This is a genomic window from Actinocorallia herbida, assembly GCF_003751225.1.
Lineage (GTDB): Bacteria > Actinomycetota > Actinomycetes > Streptosporangiales > Streptosporangiaceae > Actinocorallia > Actinocorallia herbida.
This window is the reverse complement of the sequence record NZ_RJKE01000001.1, coordinates 358,945-382,255: the sequence shown is the minus strand read 5'-3', so window position 1 is coordinate 382,255 and position 23,311 is coordinate 358,945. Positions and strand designations below refer to the sequence as shown.

The 23,311-nt window shown below is 65.0% G+C and carries 15 protein-coding genes and 1 tRNA gene; 6 read left to right on the top strand and 10 right to left on the bottom strand.

Annotated features, from left to right (window positions below; translation table 11 throughout):
• Positions 1-34 precede the first annotated feature (34 nt).
• Positions 35-1,363 carry a hypothetical protein gene (locus EDD29_RS02030; RefSeq protein WP_148085849.1) on the top strand — a complete coding sequence of 443 codons (1,329 nt, stop codon included), beginning with the start codon at positions 35-37 and terminating at the stop codon, positions 1,361-1,363.
• Between the two features lie 104 nt (positions 1,364-1,467).
• On the opposite strand, the gene EDD29_RS02025 is transcribed toward EDD29_RS02030, so the two are convergent.
• The 3 genes from EDD29_RS02025 to EDD29_RS02010 all read right to left on the bottom strand — a co-directional run bounded on the left by EDD29_RS02025 (position 1,468) and on the right by EDD29_RS02010 (position 4,797).
• Positions 1,468-2,574, bottom strand: a complete 1,107-nt coding sequence (locus tag EDD29_RS02025) for an SPFH domain-containing protein (RefSeq protein WP_123661888.1) — start codon at positions 2,572-2,574, stop codon at positions 1,468-1,470.
• A 369-nt stretch (positions 2,575-2,943) separates the two neighbouring features.
• On the bottom strand, positions 2,944-4,038 hold the full coding sequence (locus EDD29_RS02015; RefSeq protein ID WP_211359521.1) for a sulfite oxidase: 1,095 nt from the start codon (positions 4,036-4,038) through the stop codon (positions 2,944-2,946).
• A gap of 84 nt (positions 4,039-4,122) precedes the next feature.
• On the bottom strand, positions 4,123-4,797 hold the full coding sequence (locus EDD29_RS02010; protein WP_123661886.1) for a cyclase family protein: 675 nt from the start codon (positions 4,795-4,797) through the stop codon (positions 4,123-4,125).
• A 254-nt stretch (positions 4,798-5,051) separates the two neighbouring features.
• Between EDD29_RS02010 and EDD29_RS47545 the strand changes: the two genes are divergently transcribed.
• Positions 5,052-5,186, top strand: a complete 135-nt coding sequence (locus EDD29_RS47545) for a hypothetical protein (RefSeq protein ID WP_281280833.1) — start codon at positions 5,052-5,054, stop codon at positions 5,184-5,186.
• Positions 5,187-5,351: 165 nt separating this feature from the next.
• Here EDD29_RS47545 and EDD29_RS02005 read toward each other — a convergent pair whose 3' ends face one another.
• Complete coding sequence (locus tag EDD29_RS02005) at positions 5,352-5,789, bottom strand: XRE family transcriptional regulator (protein ID WP_123661885.1); 438 nt, start codon at positions 5,787-5,789, stop codon at positions 5,352-5,354.
• Between the two features lie 202 nt (positions 5,790-5,991).
• On the opposite strand from EDD29_RS02005, the gene EDD29_RS02000 reads away from it, so the two are divergent.
• Positions 5,992-6,065, top strand: a tRNA-Met gene (locus EDD29_RS02000).
• Positions 6,066-6,217: 152 nt separating this feature from the next.
• Entirely contained in the window at positions 6,218-7,087 is an 870-nt protein-coding gene (locus EDD29_RS01995) for an alpha/beta fold hydrolase (RefSeq protein ID WP_123661884.1), read from the top strand.
• Positions 7,088-7,338: 251 nt separating this feature from the next.
• On the opposite strand, the gene EDD29_RS01990 is transcribed toward EDD29_RS01995, so the two are convergent.
• Positions 7,339-7,737 (bottom strand): VOC family protein, encoded by a 399-nt coding sequence (locus EDD29_RS01990; RefSeq protein WP_123670212.1) that lies wholly within the window; start codon positions 7,735-7,737, stop codon positions 7,339-7,341.
• Between the two features lie 540 nt (positions 7,738-8,277).
• On the opposite strand from EDD29_RS01990, the gene EDD29_RS01985 reads away from it, so the two are divergent.
• Together EDD29_RS01985 and EDD29_RS01980 are read left to right on the top strand one after the other, a co-directional pair.
• Positions 8,278-9,630: a tyrosine-type recombinase/integrase gene (locus EDD29_RS01985; RefSeq protein ID WP_123661883.1), complete on the top strand. Its 1,353-nt coding sequence runs from the start codon at positions 8,278-8,280 to the stop codon at positions 9,628-9,630.
• Positions 9,631-12,228: 2,598 nt separating this feature from the next.
• Positions 12,229-14,736 (top strand): hypothetical protein, encoded by a 2,508-nt coding sequence (locus tag EDD29_RS01980; protein ID WP_123661882.1) that lies wholly within the window; start codon positions 12,229-12,231, stop codon positions 14,734-14,736.
• Positions 14,737-15,825: 1,089 nt separating this feature from the next.
• Here EDD29_RS01980 and EDD29_RS01975 read toward each other — a convergent pair.
• From EDD29_RS01975 to EDD29_RS01955, 5 genes are all read right to left on the bottom strand, one after another.
• On the bottom strand, positions 15,826-16,929 hold the full coding sequence (locus EDD29_RS01975) for a DNA adenine methylase (RefSeq protein ID WP_170201256.1): 1,104 nt from the start codon (positions 16,927-16,929) through the stop codon (positions 15,826-15,828).
• 154 nt (positions 16,930-17,083) lie between these two features.
• The gene (locus EDD29_RS01970) at positions 17,084-18,493 is read right to left on the bottom strand and encodes a hypothetical protein (protein WP_148085848.1); all 1,410 of its coding nucleotides are present in this window, start codon (positions 18,491-18,493) and stop codon (positions 17,084-17,086) included.
• A gap of 3 nt (positions 18,494-18,496) precedes the next feature.
• Positions 18,497-20,500 carry an ATP-binding protein gene (locus EDD29_RS01965; RefSeq protein WP_123661879.1) on the bottom strand — a complete coding sequence of 668 codons (2,004 nt, stop codon included), beginning with the start codon at positions 20,498-20,500 and terminating at the stop codon, positions 18,497-18,499.
• Between the two features lie 771 nt (positions 20,501-21,271).
• Positions 21,272-22,180, bottom strand: coding sequence for an aminoglycoside phosphotransferase family protein (locus EDD29_RS01960; protein ID WP_123661878.1), 909 nt, complete (start codon positions 22,178-22,180; stop codon positions 21,272-21,274).
• Positions 22,180-23,307 (bottom strand): aminotransferase class V-fold PLP-dependent enzyme, encoded by a 1,128-nt coding sequence (locus EDD29_RS01955; RefSeq protein ID WP_170201255.1) that lies wholly within the window; start codon positions 23,305-23,307, stop codon positions 22,180-22,182. The genes EDD29_RS01960 and EDD29_RS01955 overlap by 1 nt, the downstream gene beginning before the upstream one ends.
• Positions 23,308-23,311 lie beyond the last annotated feature (4 nt).

Genomic DNA, 23,311 nt, shown 5'->3' with positions numbered 1-23,311 from the left:
TCTGGACCCGGGCACCGTAGAGGATAATCGGCGAGTGCTGACACTCAGCCAGCCTGACGTCTGGCAGAACGACGCTACGCTGACCGTAATCGAGTGGGATCTCCAGAATGTCAATCGCGCGATCTTCCTGTGCGATTCCGCTGATCGCGTCGTCTACGAGGTAGACCCACGCGTCCAAGCACCGGGGCTGGAGTTCACCGCGTACCTCAAATGGGACGGCTTCACCGCCGACGATCCGATCGGGCTGGAGGATGACACCGATACTGCGCGAGGACGTCTCATCGCAGCGGCCCGCGATGCGCTGCGCGAGTACCTCGGAGAGCGCGTTCGCCTCCGTGAAGCGGCCACCGTCCAACGATGGCGCGACGAGGGCGTATGGCCGTACAGGCATGAGCCGACGACTCCGACGGAGGCTGCGACCCGCGATACCTTCAACGTCATCGCGCTCGCTGCGTCACGCACCGTGGACGAGAGCAAAAGCAGTCGTTCCAAAGCCCTGTCGCTCCGGCTGCTCAAAGAGACCTTTGAGAGCGATCCGGAATCCCTGCTTCCCATCCTCGGTGACGTCGCCCGTCTCTCCAAGGCGCGTCTTGAGGAGCTGACGAGGCTTCTGAAGCACACCACGCTCGCCCAACTCATTCAGACCGGCCACGAGATCGGCTCACGCATGGAGTTCTTGAGCGGTCTCAACACCATCCTGTTCGATCGGCAGATCAGGAAAAGACTGCTCGAGCGGCGCCAGCTGCACCGGATCCTCGCGCATGAGACGTGGATCTTCGGCGAAGAATGGAGCCTTACCGGCGATGACGAGAGACTGACGAAGGTCCTCAGAAGATTTCTGGCGAAGCTGGGCCAGGACGTCGAACTCGCCGAGCTCCGAGAAGTGCGCCTGGAAGACGGATCCGACGCCATCCCGGATCTCGTCCTGGGCCGTCGGCTACAGATTAATGCCGACTCCTTCGAGCAGCTGGTCGTCGAACTCAAAAGGCCGAAACATCGCCTGGACGACGAGGACGTGAGCCAGCTGCGTTCCTACGCCAGTGCGATCGTCAACGACGAGTCCTTCGCGCAGCCCAACGTGAAGTGGGATTTCTGGCTTGTCGGCAACGAGACCACACGCACCGTCGACGAACAGCGCAGGCAGCCGCAGCTTCCCTTCGGGGTCGTCCAGGACACCGGCACCTACCGGATCGTCGTGAAGCAGTGGAGCGAGCTGATCTCCGAAGCCCAGCACCGCCTCAAGTTCGTCCAGAACTCCCTCGACTACGAGACGACCCACGACTCGGGCCTGGCGTATCTTCGCGAGAAGTACGCGCAGTTCCTCCCTGCCGACGCGATGTCCGATGAAGCCGGAATCGCCTAGCCTTCCTCTTCCGCGGCCCGACCGACTGGAGCCTTGAGCTCGAAGCCGTCCGCGGCATCCGGCCCGTGGAAGGGGGCGGCCCCTTCCACGGGATCGGGCCGGGGTCAGGCGGGGAGCTGGGGCTTGTCGTCCTTGTCGATGCCCTTCTTGACGGTCTCCAGGATGGCGAGGCCCTGGCCGACGAGGCCGGCGGCGACCTCGCTGAGGCCGTCCGCGCCGTTGAGGATGTTGACGTTCGCGCGCTCCAGGCCCGCGGCGGCCTTCTCCACGATCAGGGGGAGCTGCTCGATCAGCATCCGGTCGAGGGCGACGCGGTCGTGGGACGCGGCGGCGGCGGCCTGGATGCGCATGCGCTCGGCCTCGGCCTCGGCGAGGATCCGAATCCGCTCCGCGTCGGCCTCGGCCGGGCGGACGATCTCGCTGACCAGCTCCTGCTGGCGCAGCTCGGCGGCGCGCTGGGCCAGCTCGGTCTGGGCCATCAGCACCTCCTGCTGGGCGTTGGCGAGCGCCAGCGGGCCGGCCTGGGCGGACTCGGCCTGGGCCCGGTCCACCTCCGCCTTGTACTGGGCCTTGACGATCGCGGTCTGCCGCGCGTACTCGGCCTGGTTGCGCTCCGACTCCTGGGCGGCCTCGGCCGACTGCTGCGCGGCCTGCGCCTGCGCGATCTGCGCCTGCCGCTGGATCGCCGCGACGTGCGGGGCGGCCATCGCGTCGATATAGCCCGCGCCCATGTCGTCGATCGACTGGATCTGGAGCGAGTCGATCACCAGCCCGATCTTGGCCATCTCGGGGGTGGCGGTGTCGAGGACGGCGATCGCGAGCTTCTGCCGCTCCGTGACGATCTCCTCGACGGTCATCGACCCGACGATCGCCCGCAGGTGCCCGGAGAAGATCCGGCCGGTGAGCACCGCCATCTGCGCCTGGTCGGACAGGAAGCGCTGACCGGCGTTGACGATGCTCTCCAGGTCGTTGCCGACCTTGAAGGCGATGATCGCCTTGACCTTCAGCGAGATGCCCTGGCGGGTCACGCAGGTGTCGGCGACCTCCGCCTCGTGCATCGACAGCGACATGAACTCGACCTTGCGGAACACCGGGACGACGAAGGCCCCGTGTCCGATGATCACGCGGAACGGAGCGCTGTACTTCTCCGAGGTCTTGCCGCCGGAGATCAGCATCGCCTCGTCGGGCAGGGGGACTCGCCAACCGAACATTCAGACGTCCTTCCTCGGGGCGAACCCGGGACTCGGAGGGGTGAACCGCTCGGACGGATCAGAGTCCGTCCAATGGGTCAGACCATTCCATGACGTCAACGGTTCTGCCTCCGCGCGAATTAAAGACGAGAACCTTCGTCCCGGTCGGCAGCGGCTCCTCCGACCAGGCGAGGAACGTCTCGGTCCCGCCGCGGATCTTCAGCAGGACCTCACCCGGTCCGGCGCTCCCGCGGGTCCCGATCGTCAGTACGCCCTCGCGTCCGACCGCTGACGTCCCCGGCACCCCGATCACCCCTTACACGTCCTTTTCACCAGAACGGTACTGGGAATCGGCCGGCGGGTCTCGGGGACGTCGGAGGGGACGTTCCGTCAGGAAGGAAGGCAGATCACGGAGACCCGGTGGGCGGTGTTGTTGGCGAAGCCGCCCAGGTTCCAGGGCGGGGAAGGCGGCTGGGGACCAGAGGTGTCGGAGGCTCGGACGGCGAGGACGTGGTCGCCTGGGGGTGCGGTCCAGGGGAACGTCCAGGAGCGCCAGGCCCAGGGGTGCGCGGAGTCCTCGGGGGTGAGGGCCGCGTCGTGCCATGTGGTGCCGTCGTCGGTGCTCACCTCGACGCGGACGAGCGGGGAGCGGCCCGACCAGGCGCGGCCGCGCAGCGTCAGCGGGCCAGGGCGGACGAGGCGGGTCCGGGACATGAAGTCCGGAAATCCGGGGGGTTCCAGCAGAGCCCGGGGCTGGATCCGGGTCACGGGGACTCCCTCCTCGTCCGGTTCTTGGCGCAGCCGGTAGGCGACGGTCTGCTGGAATCCGTCGAAGGGGGGCTCGACGGGACGGATGCGGCGGAGCCATTTCACGTGGGCCATGCCGTACCAGCCGGGGACGATCAGGCGGAGCGGGCCGCCGTGCTGGGGCGGCAAGGGCAACCCGTTCATCTCGTAGGCGAGGAGGACTTCCGGGCGGGTGGCCTCCGCGAACGGGAGGCTGCGCTCGTAGTCCTGCTCGACGCCCCGCTCCAGCCCGTGATCCGCTCCGGTGAACACGAGTTCGGTCGTCGGATCGGTGAGCCCTGCCTCGTCCAGGACAAGGCGCAGGGGCACTCCCGTCCAGTCCGCCGTGCCGACCGCCTCGAGCAGCCACGGCTGGCTGACCGGGCGGGGGCGCAGGCGAGCGCGACCGTTGCCCGCGCACTCCATCGTGACCCGGACGGTCTCGACCGGGAACCTTCGCAGCGTCCCAAGATCGAAGGAGACGGGTCCTCGCGGGCCATCGACCTCCAACCGCCACTCCTCCGGGAGGCCATAAGGGATGTCGTAATGGATCAGCAGGTAATGCAGGCCCGCGGGGGTGACGTCGTAGCGCAGGGCTTCCAGGGGCATGCCGTGGTTCCGTGCCGCCAGCGCGAGCTCGTCCGCGCCGATGCCCTCGTCCGGGCCGGCGACCCGGCCAGGAAGACTGATCCTCTCCAAGCCCTCCATACCTTCGGCCTACCCGTCCGGGACCAGGGTCGGATCCGGGAAACGCAAGGCTTGGCGAGATCGTCGTGCCGCCTTCTAGGACGCGGCCACCGCGTAGGCGCGGACGGGGCAGGGATTCCGCGCGGGGTCCAGGGGCACCACGTGGAGGCGGGTGCCGGTCGCGGGCAGGTCCGCGAGGCCGGTCGCGGCGGAGACGACGGGGATGCCCGCGGACGTCAGGAGGCCGTTCGCCGGCCCTCCGCCGTCGGTGACGACGACCGCGGGGGCGCGGTCGGCGAGCCAGGCCGCCGCGTCCTCGCCCAGGCCGGCGCCGCCCCCGCTGTGGAGGACGACCGCGGTGCCCGTCACCTCGAACGGGGCGAGCTGGGATCGTCCGATCTCGCCGGAGCCCGCTCCGAGGGTGCGCACCAGCGTCACGGGCAGATCCACCAGCGCGCTGAGCCGCGGTACGGCACCGGCGTATGTCATGACCGCCTCCGGCAGCTCGACGACGTCGCGCCCGCCTCCCGCGACCGGCACGCCGCGCGACCCCTTGTGCGGCTCCCGGATCAGGCGCTTGTTGGAGATCTTCACCTCGCCGACCATGAGCAGTCCCAGATGGCGGACGAACAGCTCACCGGCCTCCGCATCGGCGATGTCCGCCCCGGGGATGTCCAGCCGGAACTCCCGGGCCCGCAGCCCTCCGCCGTTGCTGAAGACCACGTTCGCGTCGAACTCGACCCGCCACTGCTCTCCTGAGCTCCCGGCCATCACCGCTCCCCTTCCCCCACCGCGTGGCTTTCGTTACACCGCCGGGGTCCCGTGCCTCGCGTTCTCCCGGGCGGCCGCCGCACGGGCCGCGAGACATGCCAGGTCACCCCGCATGCCGGGCGCGCGCAGCCGCCGACCGCCCGGCCGAGGGCGCCGCGCACCGTGTCCGAGCACACCATGGCCCACCCCTTCAGGTCTCGCACAATAGACACGAAGCCACTCATTCCGCCCTCGACTCACGAGAGAAGGACATCGTGTCCGGCTCCCTCCTCAATATCGCTTTCTTCGCCGTGCCCGCCATCCTGCTGCCCGTCCTGATCGTCGCGTTCTACTTCGCCGAGCCGTCCGGCAGGCCAGAAAGCGGCGACCGCTGGCGCAGCCGCTACTGACACCTCCGCGCAGCCGGTCGGCGGGCGCCACGGAACCGGGCCCGCTCCCGCCAGGAGGCGGGAGCGGGCGGGACTCCCCCGCACCGTGCGGCACGGCCGTGGCCGAACGGCCGGTGCCCGAAGCCGATCGGGTCGTCCGCGACGCCGTCGTCCAGCGGGCGGCTCTCAGGCTCTGCCTCTCCGGTCCGCGGCCGCCGCGGCGAGGACGATCTCGTCGAGCAGGTGGCGCGTGCCGGGGGAAAGTCCGATGAGGGCCCGGAGCACGTCCGGACGGATCGCTCCAGCGCGGAGTTCGCGCAGGAGCGCCCGGTGGGTCAGGTCGTCGTCGATCGGCGCTGCCTCACCGGGGAAGCCGAAGTAGCCGATCGGCACGCCGAAGAAGACGGCGAGTGCCGTGAGCGTCCTGAACTGCGGATTCTCCTGGCGTCCGGTGCGCAGCTTCCAGACGGTCGTCCCCGACATCTCCACCCCCGTCCCGGCCACGACCGCCTCCGCGATCTCCACATTGGTCTCCTTCTGCGGGACCTCGTCCGGCCAGGAGTTCACGATCAGCCATTCGATCCGCTCGGCGAGGCTCGCCGCGGGCGAAATCGTCTCGGTCATGTCATCCCCCGGAGAATCGACGTGCCGCGCCACATCCCCGATGGCGCCGCGCAGGTGACTTTAGGTGATGAGGTGAACACCCATCGCCTACGGCGCGCGGGGCTGCCGACCGCCGCTCCCCTCCCGGAACCCCGCCAGGCACGCATCGCGGCGCCGACCGGGCGCGAGGACGTCAGATCAACGGTAGAGTTGTACTTACCGACGCGGGGTGGAGCAGCTCGGTAGCTCGCTGGGCTCATAACCCAGAGGTCGCAGGTTCAAATCCTGTCCCCGCTACTGATCACAACGGTCCGGCGCGTGCATCGCGCCGGACCGTTGTCGTTCCTCACCTTCTCGAGCAGCCACACAACGGCCCTCCCCCGGCGTAGCGCCTGGCTGGAGGAACGCCTCATCGCGCTTTTGTCACTGGTGGCGGTCACGATGGTGGGATGAGCACACAGGTTCTGCGGCTGCCCGAGGTCGACCTCGTCTACGACGTCCATGGCCCGCTGCCGACCCCGGATGGGCGCCCACCGGTCGTCATGATCGGCCAGCCGATGGACGCCGGCGGGTTCGGCGCTCTGGTGTCCCACTTCACCGAGCGCACCGTGATCACCTACGACCCGCGAGGGCTGGGCCGCAGCACGCGCAAGGACGGCCGCGCCGACCACACGCCCCAGACCCAGGCCGAAGACGTGCACGCCCTCATCGAGACTCTGGGCGCGGGCCCGGTCGAGCTCTTCGCCAGCAGCGGCGGCGCGGTCACCGCACTCGCCCTGGTGACCGCCCACCCCACCGACGTGACCACCCTCGTCGCACACGAGCCGCCACTCCTGTCGGTGCTCCCCGACGCCCGGCTCGCCGCACGCGCCAGAGCCGCCGTTCGAGACGTCTACCAGGCCCGCGGATGGGGCGCCGGAATGGCGGCCTTCATCGCGATGACGTCATGGCAGGGCGAGTTCACCGACGACTACTTCACCCAGCCCGCACCGGACCCCGCCCAGTTCGGCCTGCCGACCGAAGACGACGGCTCCCGAGGCGACCCGCTCCTGTCCGACCTCTCCTGGCCCGTCAGCGACTACCACCCGAACGCGGCACGACTTTTGGCCGCCCCGACCCGGATCATCATCGCCGTCGGCGAGGAATCCCTCCCCCTCCTCACCGGCCGCACCTCCCTGGCCACCGCCGACCTTCTAGGCCGGCAGCCGACCGTGTTCCCCAGCCACCACGGCGGCTTCATCGGCGGCGACCACGGCCACTCAGGCCGGCCAGAAGCCTTCGCCCGCAAACTCCACGAGGTCCTCACCGAACCGACCTGACGCCCAAACCGCTGACGACCCCACCCCTCTCCACCCGAACCGCCGGTTCCCCGGCCGCCCGGTGGCCAGCGGCGTATGACCGCGGCCACCGAACGAGGGTCTTCCCTCCTTAGGCTGACGACCGAGACGTTCCGCGCCGCAGCCCAGTGGACGCCCGGACCCGTCGCGCGGAGCGGTGAGCGTCGGCGTTCACGCGGAGACGGTGGTCCCGAGCGCCTGCCACCCGCGACACCGCGTCCCGCCGCAGGGAATCAGCTGTCGGCCTCGAGGGCGAAGGTATTGCCGTCCGGGTCCTGGAACCACGCGATACGTCCACCGCCGGCCCGAGCGGTGATCCCCTTGGCGTCGTGTTCGAACTGGTCGTAGCGGACGAACTCGACACCGGACGAGACGAGCTCGTCAACGATCAGATCGATGTCGTCGACGTACCACGTCGCCAAGGTCGCCGGGGTCTTCCCGGCAGTGACCGACTGGTACACATTCAACGCCGGCCCCCCACCAGAACCATAGACGCGGCTGCCGTCAACGATGCGGGCGCTGGGTCCGGACTCCAGCACCTCCAGGCCCAGCTTGCCTTCGTAGAACGCGACAGCCTCCTGTATGTCGGACACGGCGATCGAAGTCCTGAGTTGATAAGCGCTCAAGGGCATGAAACCACTCTCGCACAGCGAGTAATGATCCGGCCCCACTGCCCAGGGCAGGGCACCTCCTCAAAGGCATGAGCGAAAAGACGACGATCCCCACGAAAGACAGTTTCGGGTGCATGGACCTCACCGAAAAGGCCCCGGAGTTCATCCGCGGAGGAATGCAGGAGGGTCAGACCCAGGTCACCCGGGACCACATCCTGGCCTGCTCCACATGCCGTAACGCCTACGTCCGCGCCGACCACCGGCCCCACCCGCTCCCGGCCCCACCCCAAAGGAGACCGGGAGCGACCACCCCGCGCCGCATCAGACGCCCAGACTGCGGCCGATGATTTCCTTCATGATCTCCGTGGTGCCGCCGAAAGTGCCCCGCGGCGATCTTGGGGTATGACTGAAGTCATGAAACCGCAGGTCAGAGCCCATTTTATGGGGCCGCATACCACCGGATGCCAACCGGTGATCATGCGTCCGTCTAACAAACGATCTAACACGACGCCCGCCGCGAGGCGGTCGCCGGAGCCCTCTTCTTCGTGAAGGAGGTGCCCGATGCCCTACGTCATCCAGCGAGCCGACAAGGACGGCAAACCGCGCTACACGGGCATGTACCGGACGAAGGACGGACCGTACCGCTCCGCCGGAACCTACGACGACCACCGCCGAGCTTACGAGGTCGCCGAGCAGGAAGAGCAGCACATCCACAGCCTCCTCCAGGAGACCAGCCCCGCGGACAAAGCGCGCATGACCTTCCTGGAGTTCGGCGAGACCCGCTTCTTCCCCCGCCACAGAGCCAGCGCCGCGACCATGCAGGGCTACTTCTCCGTCGCCCAGCTCTACATCTACCCCTACCTCGGCCGTCTCCGCGTCAGCGAGGTCAACCGCGAGACCTACTACAACCTCCTCATCAAGACCCTCCCCCAGGCCGAAGTCCCCCACAGCGCCATCCTCGCCACCCGCAAGGTCCTCTCGGCCATGTGCGAGATGGCCTGGAACGAGGGCTACCGCTCCAACAACCCCGTCCGCAGCATCCGCCTCCCCTCCGCTCCCACCAAGCCGGTCCTCGTCGCCAGCCACGACCAATGGCGCCTCCTGGAGGAAGCCCTCACCTACCCTCCGGCCCGCCTCCACGCCCGCCTGAACGTCACCACCTGGGCCCGACGCTGCGAGCTCATCAGCCTCCGCCCCTGCGACTTCGACTTCGGCAAACAGCTCCTCACCATCACCCGTTCCAGCGTCCGCGTAGGCGCCCGCTTCCACCCCACCGGCCGTGCCGGCTGGATCACCAACCCCCACCCCAAGAACGGCGACTGGCGCCGCTTCACCATCTCCAAGCAGATGTGCACAGCCCTCCAGGACCACATCGACGAGTACAGCATCGCCGACGACGCCCTCCTCTTCCCCCAGTGGATGTTCGCCTACAAGGGCCTCATCACTCCCGACCAGGCCGCAGACCCCGACCTCCCTCCCCTCATCACCAAGACCGGCAAGATCCACCACCACGGCACCACGGGCGCCCGCTACGGCATGAACTGCACCTGCCCCAAATGCCGCTCCTTCGCAGCCGCCTACCAACGCGACTGGCGCCGCCGCCAACCCACCACCTCCACCCGAGCCAACCCCTTCCGCACCGACGGCACCGAGTTCCTCACCCCCGCCGTCTGGACCCGCTTCTGGAACCACGCCCGAGCCCAAGCCTCCCTCCCGCCCACCTTCACCCCCTACAACGCCCGCCACACCGGCATCAGCTGGGCCATCGCCAAAGGCATCGACCTTCAAAAAGTCCGCCAACGAGCCGGCCACGGCAGCCTAGAAGTAACCTCCCGCTACGCCGCCATCCTCAACGAAGAAGACACCACCCTCGCTGACGCCCTAGAAGAAATCTTCGACACATTCACCCCCTGAACCACCCGTCGGCACGGAGTTCGAGCAGGGTGCCGAGCGTGCCTTGAGCACCCTGCAAGCCCTAAGAAGCCTCTCAAGTCACCGAGTCCTAGGACCGACCGGCCCGTCTCAAGGATCGCTAGCAAAGTACCCCTTAGACCTGGGCATCCCTATAGCAAGAGCCTGGTGTACCTGCCAATGATCAAGAGCCTTGCCACCCGATACACCCAGAGTCAATGCAAACTTATAACTACCTGTTAAACTAATCCGGAAATTCCAGCCCGACCGCAATTGATCGATCTGCTTTGAGCGGGGCGAGATCATTCGGCACCAGAACCGTTGAACTAGCAGGACTTAATGACTAAGACAGGTTTGGCGAAATTACAATTTTTAGCTCTAGGACACTTTTCCACAGTACGTCCGGAGTCAGTTCATCCGTTAGGGCTACGGTCTCAGTCCACCCGTCGTAGGTCTCTCCTTCGTCGAGAACCGGGTCCCATCTTTGAGCACGCCATTCAGCAATTACTTCTCGTTCCAGCTGTGCAGCGCCATTTCCGTGGTGGAATTCCAAGGTCTCATAGCGTCGCCAGCCGCGTCTTTGGTGACGTTCGATCCGTCCGGTGGCGAGGTTGCAGATGCCAATCTTAGCGGCGTTCAGGCGCGGGTGCGTGAGGAAGTAGACCAGCGCGGGTTTGTCGGGTTTGAAGCCATAAACCGCGCATGCCGCACATCTGGTATCTCGGCTTCTAACGCTTCCCAGAGTGGGTCGGACGACGGCTTGGCATGCGGGATTGAGGCACCGGCACGCCCATGGAGTGCGCACGCCAGGGTAAGGCTCCAAAGGAGCCAGGCCGACGGCGACCATGGTGTCGTGGGCGACACGCACGTCAATGGCAACGCCCGCACACCACTTGCATGCCTGGGCGCCTCGCCGTATCCATCCCAGGCGCGGGTAGATGATGCGGTCGGCGGGACCGGGACAGTCGAGAGCGAGACAGCGACTGCGCCAGCGTTCGTTCGCACCAGGATAAGCGGCGAGTGGTTCCGCACCGACTTCAAGCATCTCCCTGACGGCCTGTTGCTCCGGCACCCTCTTCCGCCCACCGCAGTGCTCACAGCCTCCCTGGCCGGTGAGGACCACGTTTGCATACGAGGGGCTGATGTCTGTCGAATTGCAGGTTAGGCATCGGCAGTGCCACGCCGCGGCAGCGCCGGGGTAAGGCACGATCGGCTCAACGCCGCGCTCAATCATTTCATAGGTCGCTCGTTCGGGTCGGATGGCTACCCTGGCACAGAATTTGCATGCCGATGCGACGCTGCGCCGGACGTCGGCGAGTCGCGGTCGGATGTCCGCAGGATCGCCCATCCACAAGCCTGGGCACAAGGGGCTGAGGCACCGGCATCGCCATGGTGCGTCGATTCCGGGATAGGGCTCAATCGGCTCGACACCAGCCGTCCGCATCTCCGCCACAGAGGCCTCGGCCGGCAAACGACGGTTGGCTGCTGAGGAGAGCCGCCCGCATGGTTCGCAGCCTCCCCTTCCAGGTTGCATCACGTTGTTGTAGCGGGGCGTAACGAACTCACCACATTTCATGCACACGCACAACCAGCGTTGAGAGCCGCCTGGCCACGTCGAGACTGGCCATACCCCTTTGCCGATCATCCGGGCCTTAGCGACGGCAGGGTCGAGATAGCGAGGCACAGCATAATCCTTGCCGAAGGAGGAGCAATGGCTTCACACAGTAGGTCTCAGACAACCACCTTGTCCCGATATTTGGCGCAAAACATCCTCACCTACCGCGATGAGCGCGCGTAACCGCCAAACGGGAGCGTTCACAGCCGCGACGCCAGCGGCGGGCTTTGAACCTTTCTCCGATCGCGCAAGTTAGTACATCCCGACTGAATCCAATTTTCACCGAAAGCGACAGGGACATGCCCGACAACCGATACTTACACGGGTTCGACTCGATAACCGGGGTAACATCCAGATCGCCGAATTCCCGACCGCTGGCCGGTTCCCGCAGAGTACTGGCTTTCTTATTCGAGCAGCTTCCTGAAGATCACGCCGCCCGTAGGGCTTCCGATCACAAGCCCCTCCGTGCCCGCCTGCCGCTTGGGCGGTTCGGTCACTCCCGCACCTCTTCACGATCTCGCAGAGGTGCAAATAAGCCCTAGAATGCACCAATGACCGAATAGTTCCTATATTGATCCCAGTGGTGCGCGAGCAACAAATGTCGAGATTCCCCAAGATCCAGAATGACATAGCGGCTCATCGTGGAACATAAGATCCGAGTTCCGCTGCGCCCGGACCGACCGGCATGCGAATGTTGCACTACACGTCGGTGGTTCTCCACCGTTGTCCGCCTTGTGCCGCCGTCGGCGGAGTAGGAGCAGGCTGCGAGAAGCCCCGGCCCGGGAGGGAGCCTTTGGGGGCCAATCCTCCTCGGATAGCGGCAGGTGGATCGAGCGGAGCAGACCGCGACTGGGTGTCACGAACCCCGGGTCTAGCGAGTCTGCTGGCACGGGAACTTCGGCTCTCGGGTGCGTGTCGCGCCCTCGACAGCCGGGGACGCGCTTCCCCGGCCAGAGCCGGAGAAAGCAGCGAACGCAGTGCCTGCAATGAAGCGCCCGGAAGGCATCTTCCCCTACATCAGTACGCCCGCTAATGCGGAGCGGCTTGCGGATGCCGTCGAGAACACATGCGCCCAGGAGGGCGTGATTGCACCGCCACGCGAGGCCATAATCGAGGGGCTTGCCTCGGCTTTGGGCGACGCCGAGATCAAGAAGCTTATGGAGTATCGGAGCAGTAAGCGGGGACTCGCTCCGAGCAGCTACCGGGTCGTGAACGCCGGCGACGAGAAGGTGCTCCTGCTCATCTGCGACGTACATGGAGCAGGGGTCGTTCCCTGGGACCTTAACGACCGCGCCGTCGGTGCATGGACCCCGCCGAGCGAAGAGGCTCTCCAGCGGGTCGCCGAGCTGATCACGGCGGAACGCGATGTAACGCAGGCGGAGAAGAACCTCCGCTATGTCGAGATGGGGCGTGACGCACTCCAACGCGCCGGAACCGATGTGACGCACTCTGCCGCCGCGCTCGCTACTGCCGACGACCAGTGCAAGGAGGCTGCCAGAGTTCTCGCAGACGCGCGGTATCAGCGGGATCGCGTCCTGTCTTCGCTTGGCAACCGCCGCCCCCGCCCCCTCATTCGCGCCGCAGAGCAGGACGGCGAAGCATCAGCGGCGTTCGCGCTTTCGCCGCAGTCGCGGGATGTCGCGGTCCACCTTCAGCGCTACGGGTCGGAGCAGCTCCGCCGCTCCGGTCGACGCCGTGGCTACGACCTCGAGGAGTCCCTGGCCGCATCAGGTCAGCTGTCGAGAGGGATGTGTGCGCTCCAGGAATGGCAGATCCAGCGGCCAGATGGGGAAACGGACCGGCTCTGGCGCATGGTCGCCGTGACGGCGAACAACCGGGCGCTGGCTCGTCTAAATATCTTCGGTGTCCGGGCCGAAGACCTCGTGACCGGCATGCCGCAGCCGAAGTGGCAACTGCCGAACGAGGCCGCAGATCATGGGCTCCTGCTGCTCAACCAGCGCGAGGTTCTGAACCGTATCTCTCACACGCTGAACGCGGCACGATCTGCAAACGAGGCGAACCCAGACCATGCTGCCTATCGGGCCGCAAAGATCACGACCGTGCCCGCCGAGATCGTGGTCGGCTGCAGCAACCCCGCTGGCCTCGAACACGTGCTGCGGGCGCTAAACGTCGACGACCACCTACGAGGCGTCCAGCCCTACGAGGAAGACGCACGTCTCATCGCCCTGTGGGCGATCCTTGTAGACGCCTATGCCAACGAGGAGATGCTTCTCTCCGCGCTGGGCGACAGTTTTCCCAACGGAAGAGCTGTGGACCGCCTCGAAGAGAACGCGGTGCGCACCGCCCTCACCGCGAACGGACCGCTTGACGCGCTTATTCCTCTGCTCCCACTCGAGGAGGCACCCACGCCTGCTGCGCTGCGTGACGTCGCCATCCGTGCCATCACCGCGTTGATCTTCCCGAGGCTATCGCCGGAGCCCCAGGAGAAAGGGAAGAGCGGGCGGCGCAAGTGGCGGGACACCGGGGTGTGCTGGCCGATCGTCAGGGGCGCCCTGCAAGAACCCGCATGGAGCCAGATACGTAGGAAGGACGCGGATGCCCGGACGAGGCTTTGGTCCGCCGCCGTCGCCCAGTTGTACCTTCACCGCGGCAACATCCTCGCTGCGAACGGCCTGTTCGGGGCCTCTGATGCCAAGGAGGGCTTCCAGCAGGATCCCCGGTCGATCCGGCAGCTGCTCCTCGAAGCAGAGGCTGGCGACCCTGCGGCATGGTCAACGCTGGTCGATCGCATCATCCCCAACCTCATCCACGCACCAGAGCCATTGATCACTCCCGGCCAAGGCAGCGAGGCGGGCAACAAGCGCAAGGGCGTCCGCCGCACCCCAACGAGCGCCGTCGCAGCCCTGAAGACGGCCTTCACACGCAAGTCGCCAACGGTAACAAGAGAGCTCCTCATCGCCTTCGCCAAGGTGCTGATCGCGCATCCTGACGCCACCGATGCGCCGCAAGGACCTAACGGCGCGACGCCGATCTGTTACAGCGAGCAGGATGCATCCGACCGAAGCCCAATCGTCCCAGGCATGGTGCTCGCTCCGGACCTCAAAGGAAACCCCACCAACATCGTCATAGACAAGGGGTGGTTCGACGACACGTTCCCGCCCGATGCTGGATTGTCGGAGGCGCCCACCGAGGAGGAGGCAGACGAGGAGGCAGAAGACGGTGACTCCGGCACCACCCGGCTGACTGACGGCGAGGGGACACCGGACCCACGGGCTTTGCTCGACGGCCTCCGACGCGAGCTTCCTGCTCGGATCGAGGTGGCCGCCGGCATCTACGAACGCGCGGTTCAGGGCGCTGACGAGCTGCTCGGAGATTTCGAAGCGGCGCGACGCATCCGCATCCAGCTCGAGGAGGAACCGTTGTCAGCGGACCAGCGGATCGAGTGGATGGAGCGCCTCGCCAAGCTTCGTGACATGGCTCAGGCCAGCGTGACGGCGCTTCAGCATGCCGAAATCCTGATCCTGCAGATGTAATAAACCGAGGCTCGCCGTCCCAAGCCCTCACGCCTTAGCCAGCTGTGAGTAGTTGCGGCACAAAAAGCAGGGACGGCGGCCCACGAAATACCTTCCCTCATCGTGATCGCACGATATGGATCTATACCGTTGATCAGGTGAAGACCATCACTAGGGACCAACTCGTGGAATCTGCGAAGGACTTCGCCTAAAGGGCGCCAGCGGCACACCTCGATCATGTCAATAAAGTCGTCCTGATGTTCACTGCGATGAGCTAGAAGTACCGCTGCGAGGCGTATCTGTACTCCTTATGCCCGAGCCTGCTGATGGAGCTGAATAACGGTCAGCTCGACTCTCTTCTGTATTTGGTCGAGCACGGCGAAAAAGCGAAGACCATATAAAGGGTCCGCGTACGCTGGTAGGCGCGAGCCCCTCCTCCGGGTGAAGAGCATCTTGAAGGGACTCACCTACCCGAGGCACCGATCCAAGCAGCTACATGACGTCCGTGACGGTGTCGTCCCTGTTGGACTGTTGGACGAAGCCGAAGCGCGCGAGACCCTCACAGCGTACTTGAGACTATGCAACGTGATATACGACGAGCTCAATATCGCCAAAGAAGCACGCTGGAAATCTCAAGAGGACTACGTCGAGTCGCTGATCTCCGAAACACTCACGGCGATCAGGAACGGACGCCGCTAAGCTGCGCATAGCCAACATTCTTAAAAGCTTTCTGAGGACGAGCATCGGTCAATCTTGCGGCGCCGGGCACACAGCATCAAGTTCCTCTCCCAGGGCCAGCACATAGTTGAGCCGAGTTCCCAGTGTGCGAGGACTACAGCACAGCGCGCGTGGGCACGGTTACCAGAAAGCCTCTCTACGAAGATCCAGGCGACGCCTCGACGCTCGTCTCGATCTCCCGGGATCTTAACTGCGAAACCTTCACTTGTGATGCCCGCGGTTTGTAGCTATACGCCCCAGACAAGCCGTACTCCGCTGGGCTAGACCTGCTGCGCGACGTAACGGAACTGTTCATATTCGAACGGCCCCATCCACAATCTACCGGCCCCCAAGAACCTGGCGAACGCTCCGGGCCCATTTAACGAACAGTGGTCAATGGATAAGTCTCAGCTGATCGTCGATCGGGACCGTAGACGGGGGAAGGGTCGTTATCAGGAGTTCCTCCGCGGATCGCTTTCCCGTGCGGCCGGCCGCGGTGTACCGGGTTGTGACGAGGCGTTTGCTGATTCGCCAACTCCGGACGTTGAGAAGCTCTCGGTCGGCTTTCGTGGGGGTCATCTGGTTACGTGCGTAGAGCCATTGGCTTTCAGTTAGCAAGGGCTGGTGGTCATAGCTGAGGAGCCATCTGAACTGTGCCTTGGTCCTGAGGTATTCGGCGAGCTTGAGATGGAGAGCGTCGGCGCTGGGCAGCGAATCGTCGACTGCGTCACCGCGGTAGCCGCCTCGGGGATCGAAGGAGGTCCGATATAGAACAGAGGACTTCTCCACGTATGGCGGGTCGAGGTATGCGACGACGCGCGATGGCAAGAGCTGGGGGTAGTACTCCGGTACGTCATCGAGGGTCCTGCGCCAATCCTTGCACCAGACGTCGACGAGCCGTCCAACCTGGTAGAGATGGCCGACGTACCGAAGGCGTTCGGTGATTGATACGGGGTTCCAGCGGCAGCTGATTGGGTAGGCGCTGGCCTGGGTACGGCCTCCGATGGGACCGGCCTTTCCGTGCAAGATCCCCGAGAAGGTGGTCCGGTTAAGGAAAAGGCATTTTGTAGCGTATTCCAGGCGTCGGGTACTCGCTGTCGTACCTGGCTTAGGGGTCCAAGCTCGCCAGTAGTCCCATCGGTCCACGGCCGTTTGTCCCCCGTGGCAGACGTAACGGTTCCACTCGTCGTGCATGCGGTCAATGAGCTGCTCGGTATCGGAAGCTGCCACTTGCCACATAGCAGTTACGAGGGGATCCGCATCTGCGAGGAGGATTCGGTCGACGACACCCTCACCGATCATGCGTAGTGAGGCGGATGCCCCGCCGGCAAAGGGCTCAACCAGAAGGTTGACTTCGGGGACTTCCTCCGACTGCTTTGCTGACGTGATGATCCTCGCGATTACGGGCGCGAGTGAAGACTTAGCCCCGGGGTATCGCAGCGGTGACTGAAAACGACCGTGTGCCAGGGTGTGGGAAACTGTCTCAAGCTCGGGCACAAATGGGCGTGGATGAACATGAATCGCCTCGCTAACGCCGAACGGGCGGCCCAATGTGCCGAGAGTGTTGGTTTCTGTAGGGGGAGTCGCTGAGGTCGGGGTCGTCACGATCATATGATGCCGTACGGACACGTGTTCGACCGCATGGATCAGCCTACCGTTTGAAGTATGTTGGAGGCTGGACGGCTTGGATGTCGATTTTCAGGCCGGGGATGTTCTGCTGAGCCATCATGGTCAAGACGGAGCGTCCGACCCCAAGGGGGAGCGCGGCGGCCGAGTGGGCCAGCGCGACGGGCACGACGGCGTGCCGGTACATGCGAGTTCGAAGCGAATCAAGGATCTCGCAGATCAGCCGAAGCGTGGGATAGGCGTCCCAGCCTTCAACCTCGGAGCTCCCATCGTATGGCGATAGTCCTGGGGCGGGCGGGATGGTGATGACGAGAGCGTCGCCTGAACGGGTTCGGTAGATGAACCGCCGACCGTAGAACTCATCCACTCCGTAGTGGTTGTCCTCGGGGCGCCCCGAGATCTTGTTAATGTAGCTGCTGGTCAACCGCATGACGTGGCCGCAGGGGATGAGCTCTTTGATCTGCTCGGCGTGTTCGACGAACGACCCGCTCTTCTCGATGCCGACTATGAGGGGTGCGACGAGATCTCGTTGCGCGCACCAGCTGCTCAGGTCGCTGAGGTGCTCCTGGAACCGACGCTTGAGCGGAGCCATCGGCCCGAACAGGGCGAGTGGCCCGTCGGTGATGAAGACGGTGTGGCGAAGGGTCTCTGGGGCCTCGTCGGCGAAGAAGTTCACATAGCACAGCGACATGAGTCGCTCGGCAGCTGTCATGACTCGGCCGAGGGGCGTGAAATTGGACCCCTCGACGTTGTATTCCTCGTGGGTGCGGAGAACATCGGCGAGGTAGAGGCGTGCTTTGCATGAGGAGCAGGCTCCTCCGGTGAGCCCGACGAGGAGCGTGGACTCGTTCGGTGCTTTGAGGCGGCAGCTTGGGCATACCCGCAGGGGAACTTGTGTGGCGGGGGCTCCACGTACGCCGTGAAGAGCGAGAAGCCCGTCAGCGAGCGTCATGGTGGTCTTGGAGTCGAACCGTGAGTCTCGCAGGAAGTCGTCGAGCTCAGCGCGCCAGGTGTCGACTCCGGTCATCCCTGGGCGGGCGAGCTGCGAGCCGGGCAGGGCCACATCGAAGGCGTACTCACTGTGAGACTTGCGTACTTCACGGGGGTCGATGTATTTGAGGGGCGCGAGATTGCGGAAGACGTCCAGCTGGACGACCGAGCCTGCAACCCGGAGGTACCCCACCTTCACGGTGGGGTGGTCGCGGGTAGTTTCAACTTCGGTGTCGGAACCGTCTACGGTAATCGAGAAGTCGACGTCCTCGAGCTTTCCGATCATCGGCAGGTCTTCGAGCGGCGAGCATAGCCCGTCAATCTCGTCTCGGCTATTCGGCTTCGCGGTTGTGATAGACCAGCGCTGGAGGGCTGTCTTCACCCGCTCGTTACGAACCGTGCCCACGTGTCCGAGTCGAGACGCCTTTTCGCCGTCATAGGGCATGGATCACTCACCTTCTGCAGGGCGAGGGACCACGACGAGCCCGAGGCCAGCAGCCTGCCGGGCGGCGTTAACCATGGCGTGGTCGAACCTGGCGATCTGGACCGGGACGATGTACTTGCCTGAATAGGTCTTCATCCGAACAAAGCCTACGTCCTCGGCGCGGACGATGCTGGGGGTCCAAACCTTGAAGTCGTAGTAGTGCGCGAGTTCCTTGGTCTCATGGTCGGAGTTGAGATGGGCGATCAGCCAGTTGGAAGTATTGGACAGGATGCGTTTGTCGACCGAGGTGACCTCCTGGGTTGCGTAGATCAGCCCCATCTTGTACTTGGCGGCCTCCTTCGAAAGCCGGACCCAGGGGTTGTCGGAGACCTCGCGTCCACCGCGCTCGAAGAGGTTGTGCGCCTCCTCGACGATGATCTGCATCTCAGTGGGGTCCTCATCAGAGCGGAAGCGCTCGCCTGCACGGTTGAGGAGATGGGTGACGATTCGCTCGGACATGGTTTTGGCCACCAGGTCGTTACCGCTGGAGAGGTCGACGATGGCCAGGCGGCCAGCGCACATGTCCTCCCACAGGTGTTCGCCTACATCGCCAGCGGACTGCTCGCCATGGAAAGCGCGAATCGTACGGATTGCGGCGGTGATGCCGGTGAACTTGTAGACACCCCAGATGGCCTTGAACTCGCAACGCTGCTCGTCGTGCCACTTGTCGAAATCGCTTGGGCGCTCGCCGACCCATTCGGCGAGCGCAAGGGCGCCTGCAGGGGTGCTGACGTTGTAGTATCCGGCGCGGCTGCCCGGGGCGACGCCGGCCGAATTGAAGCCCTTCATCGCGTCTACCTTCGCCTGGATCACGAGATCCTGGGGCAGGCGGCTGGCGTAGAAGCCGCACTTGGACAAGAGTCCGTAGTAGGCGACCATCGCCCACGACCACCGGCAGTAAGCGCTGCGGTCGTTCGGGTCCGGCTCCGCGAGCGCAGCCGCCCGGAACGTCTTTCCATAGTTGGTGTTGACAGGTGCTGTCGCTTCACTGACCAGACTCCATGCGGCCTCGAGAACCTGCCTGTCATAGAAGTTGATACGCAGAGGCTTCTCGCGCGGGTCGCTGGGGTCGGGCTCCACCTTGTAGATCCGCACCGTCGCGTCGTCATCGCCCAGCAGACGCAGGCCCGTCCCATCCTGCTTGTTGACGTTCGCGTACTCACCTTGCGGGTCGAAGATCAACTGGCCGATGGTGCGGCCGTGCTCAGAGCCGTAGCGGTGAACCGCGGTGATCAATGTCTTGATCGTGTTGGACTTTCCCGTCCGGGTCATGCCGAAGACAGCAGTCTTACGACCGACGAAGTCGGCGACGTCAATGCGCACCTCCGCCTGGTCAGTTCCGGCGATCAACGCCTTGCGCCGGGTCGCGGCGAACCTCACCTTGCCAATGGCGAGGGCATCCCTCTCGTCAGCGGGCTGGGGGTAAGAGGCTAGCCACGACAAGACCTGGGTGGACGGGAGGAAGACCTGGTAGCGGGCGGACACGACCACGTTGTCGATGTCCGCACCATATTCGATGCGTGCGTCGCGAGCGTCGGTCTCGGTGTAGAAGGTCCCGAGCACCTCGCAGTCAAACGCCGACTGCTGCAACTCGTTACGAGTGAGGACGTCAGCGACATCATCGAATCCCACTCCAGACGCACCCGCATCACGCACGACCGCCAGCCGGGTCTGAATCAGCTCCGACTCGTTAGGGAGCGGAGCGGTTCCGCGCACACGCAGCAGGATGACTTCCTGGTCCTCGAGAATGAACCCGGACCCTGAATTCTCTCCCGCGACCGCGAGGAGGAACCCTCCGCGGGGAACCCCTCCAGCCTGGTGCTTCTTGAAGTCATCGGTCAGCACGATTGCCGAGTCATAATCAAGGCGAAAGATGCCCCCCACTGGCATGCATCCCATATTGATCAGGGCTGTCAGCGGCTTCTTGAGCCCCACCGTCGCCGTGACCGTCTCCATGATGCCCGTCATACGCGCTCCCCTCCGTAGGCGTATGCACCGACGCATCCGCCGAAGACCGAGAATGTGATCCAGAGTCAAGGCGACTCTACAGGGCACCACCGAAAAAATGCTTTCTGTTGGTCAACACGGGCGAGTTCAGTCTCAGGAGGTGGGGCCGGATTGGGTGGCTCAGGCGGTGAGGGCATGGGCGCCTCACGTGAGCGTGTGGATGCTTACACGCCGTATCGGCGGCACCCGCCATGGGTGACGGACAGAAAAACGAGCAATGAAGATCAGGGAACGTCGCTACGATCCCACGGGAGCCTGGCAGCAGGACCTGGGGGTGGGCGTTCAGCGTGCTTCCAATCCCTATGACGCGACCACCTCCCCAAGGAGTTCCTCGCCCCGCCACCGGACTGCCAGCCCCGGGATCGCCTTGTCCTTGTCCGAACTGCCTTGTTAGCTTGAGCCCCGATACAGATGGCTCAGTCGCTTGTCTTCCTGGAATGCCGGTCCGAAGCCGCTGAGAGTGAATCCGGGCCCTCCCCGTTGAGATCCTTCCCGCCCCATACGCCGACACCCACCCACTGCGCTTACGCAGGGAGGAGAAGCAGGCGAGCTCGCTACTATTCGTCGCAGTCACCAGTGTCCGCGACGCTGCACGCATCATCTGGCATGGCGAGAAAAACCTTTCCCTTCCGTGAGACCCGGTAGACCGGTGAGAGTGCAGTGGCACCCGTGATTTGGGAGTGCGTGTGGTTCATCGATCTATTCGGGAGTGTCCCCCAATGTGACGGACAGCTATCGAAGGCATGCAGTGAGCTCGGCAGGTGCCCTCTGGGAGAGGAACCCTTCGATCCTTACGGCTGATGGGGGGAGGTAGGGCCTGTATTCGGCGGTGGCCAGCACGTAGGTCCAGGCGCGGAGGCGGGGTGGGCTGAGGAGGGGGTGTGGGGAGAGTTCTGTGAGGCGGTCTTCGATGGTGGTGGGGCCGTCTTGGATGGCGATCCAGAGGGCGGCTTCGGCGTTGATGTCTCCGGTGGCGCCCATGGGGTCGATGGCGTGCCAGTGGTTGGGGCTGGTGAGTATGTTTTTGGCTTGGAGGTCGGCGTGGAGGACGTGGTGGGTTGTGGTGGTGGCTAGGAGGGTGGAGAGGACGGTTTCGGCGTCTTTGATGGAGGCGACGTCGTTGGCGTAGCGGGGGTCGGCGAAGCGGTCGCGGGCCCAGTCCAGGCGCATTTCGGCGATGTCGGCCAGGTCTTTGAGGGAGGGGGCGGGGGGTGCGTCGGGGGGGTTGAGGCGTGTGAGGAGGTCGCCGAAGCGGCGGGAGTCTTCGGGGCCTTCGGCGGCCCAGGCTGTGGCGCCGGGGAGGATTCGGCTCATGAGGAAGACGCCGGATTCGTTGTCGCGGTGGAGGACGTCGGGGGAAGCCGATGAGGAGGCCCAGTGGTCTAGGAGGAGGGCTTCTGATCTGCCGGCGGTCTCATCTACGGGGATTTTGAGGACTGCTGGGGTCCCGTCTGGGGTTGAGCAGTAGACGCAGCAGGACATGGCGCCGCCTTCGGCTACCTCGTGGAGTTGGAGGTCCCAGCGGTCGGCGTAGCTGGCCATCCGGCTGGGTAGCGCGGCGAGCCAGGTCCTTCCGTCGTCTTCGCCTCGGAGGAAGATGATGGCCTTTTCGAGGCGTTCGGGGATCTCGGGGACGTCCATCAGGGGAGGGTCTCCTTCAGCTGGGCACAGAGGAGTTCGAGGTCGGCCTGGTCGGTGTAGACGTGGGTCGCGATGCGAAGGATCGTTGAGCCGTCCGCGCCGGGGCCGCACCAGACGCGGATTCCGGCTCGGCTCATGCTGGCTTTGACCTCGGAAACGGTGACCCCGTCCAAGGTGAAGGCGCGCATCCTTGGTGGGGCATATGCATCGGTGGTAGTCGGGATCGCGCCGAGGTCTGCCAGGAGCGGGACTGAGGCTGCGGAGAGGTCTTCGCATCGAGTGAATGCGCCTGCTGTCAGCCATCCGCAGTGCTGGGTGAGGGCTTCGTCGAGGGACAGGCGTGGGACTGGGTCGAAGGTCCCTGGCCAGGAGAAGCGCCCGACCAGGTCGGCGGAGTCCCAGGTGAGCGAGACTTCTGCCGGGCGGACTACGTCGATCAGGTCCTCTGACAGCCAGAGGAATCCGACGGGCCGCAGGCTGGGGAACCACTTGTGAAGTGTGCCGAACATGGCATCGACATTCGACAGCCCTGGAGCGAGCGGGACGTGTCCCGGGCCATGCGCGGCGTCGAGGACGGTGCGGCCGCCGCGCGCGCGGGCCCAAGCCAAGAGGGGTTCGATGGGGAAGCGGATCGCCGTTGATGAGGAGATGAGGCTGAACTGCAGATAGCTGACCGTTCCAGGCACGAGCTCGTCCAGGTCGGCGAGGAGTTGGTGCGGACCGGTGAAGGGGATGCGCACCGGAATGCGGATGAGGTCGGCCCCGACCTGTCGGCATCTCTGTTCCCAGGCTCGCAGGATCGAGGAGTACTCGGTGTCCAGGACGATGACCGTCGAATCCGATCCCAGCGGCAGCGAGGAGACGATCGCGGCTGCTGCGGATGTGGCGTTGGCGCACAGCGTGGTTCCGGTCGCCGGGAGCGTTAGTGCGGTCGCTACCTCGGCGGTGAGTTCCCGGAGGCGTTCGGTCAGGTGCTGCCCGAGGTACACGGTGGGGTCGGACTCGATCTCCTGCCGGATCCTGTCTGCGTGGGCGGCGACTCGGCGGGAGGTGAGGCCGTAGGAGGCATGGTTGAGGAGGGTCAGGCCGGGAGCCAGGAAGAATTCCTCTTGCGCTTCGCTCCTCACGGCC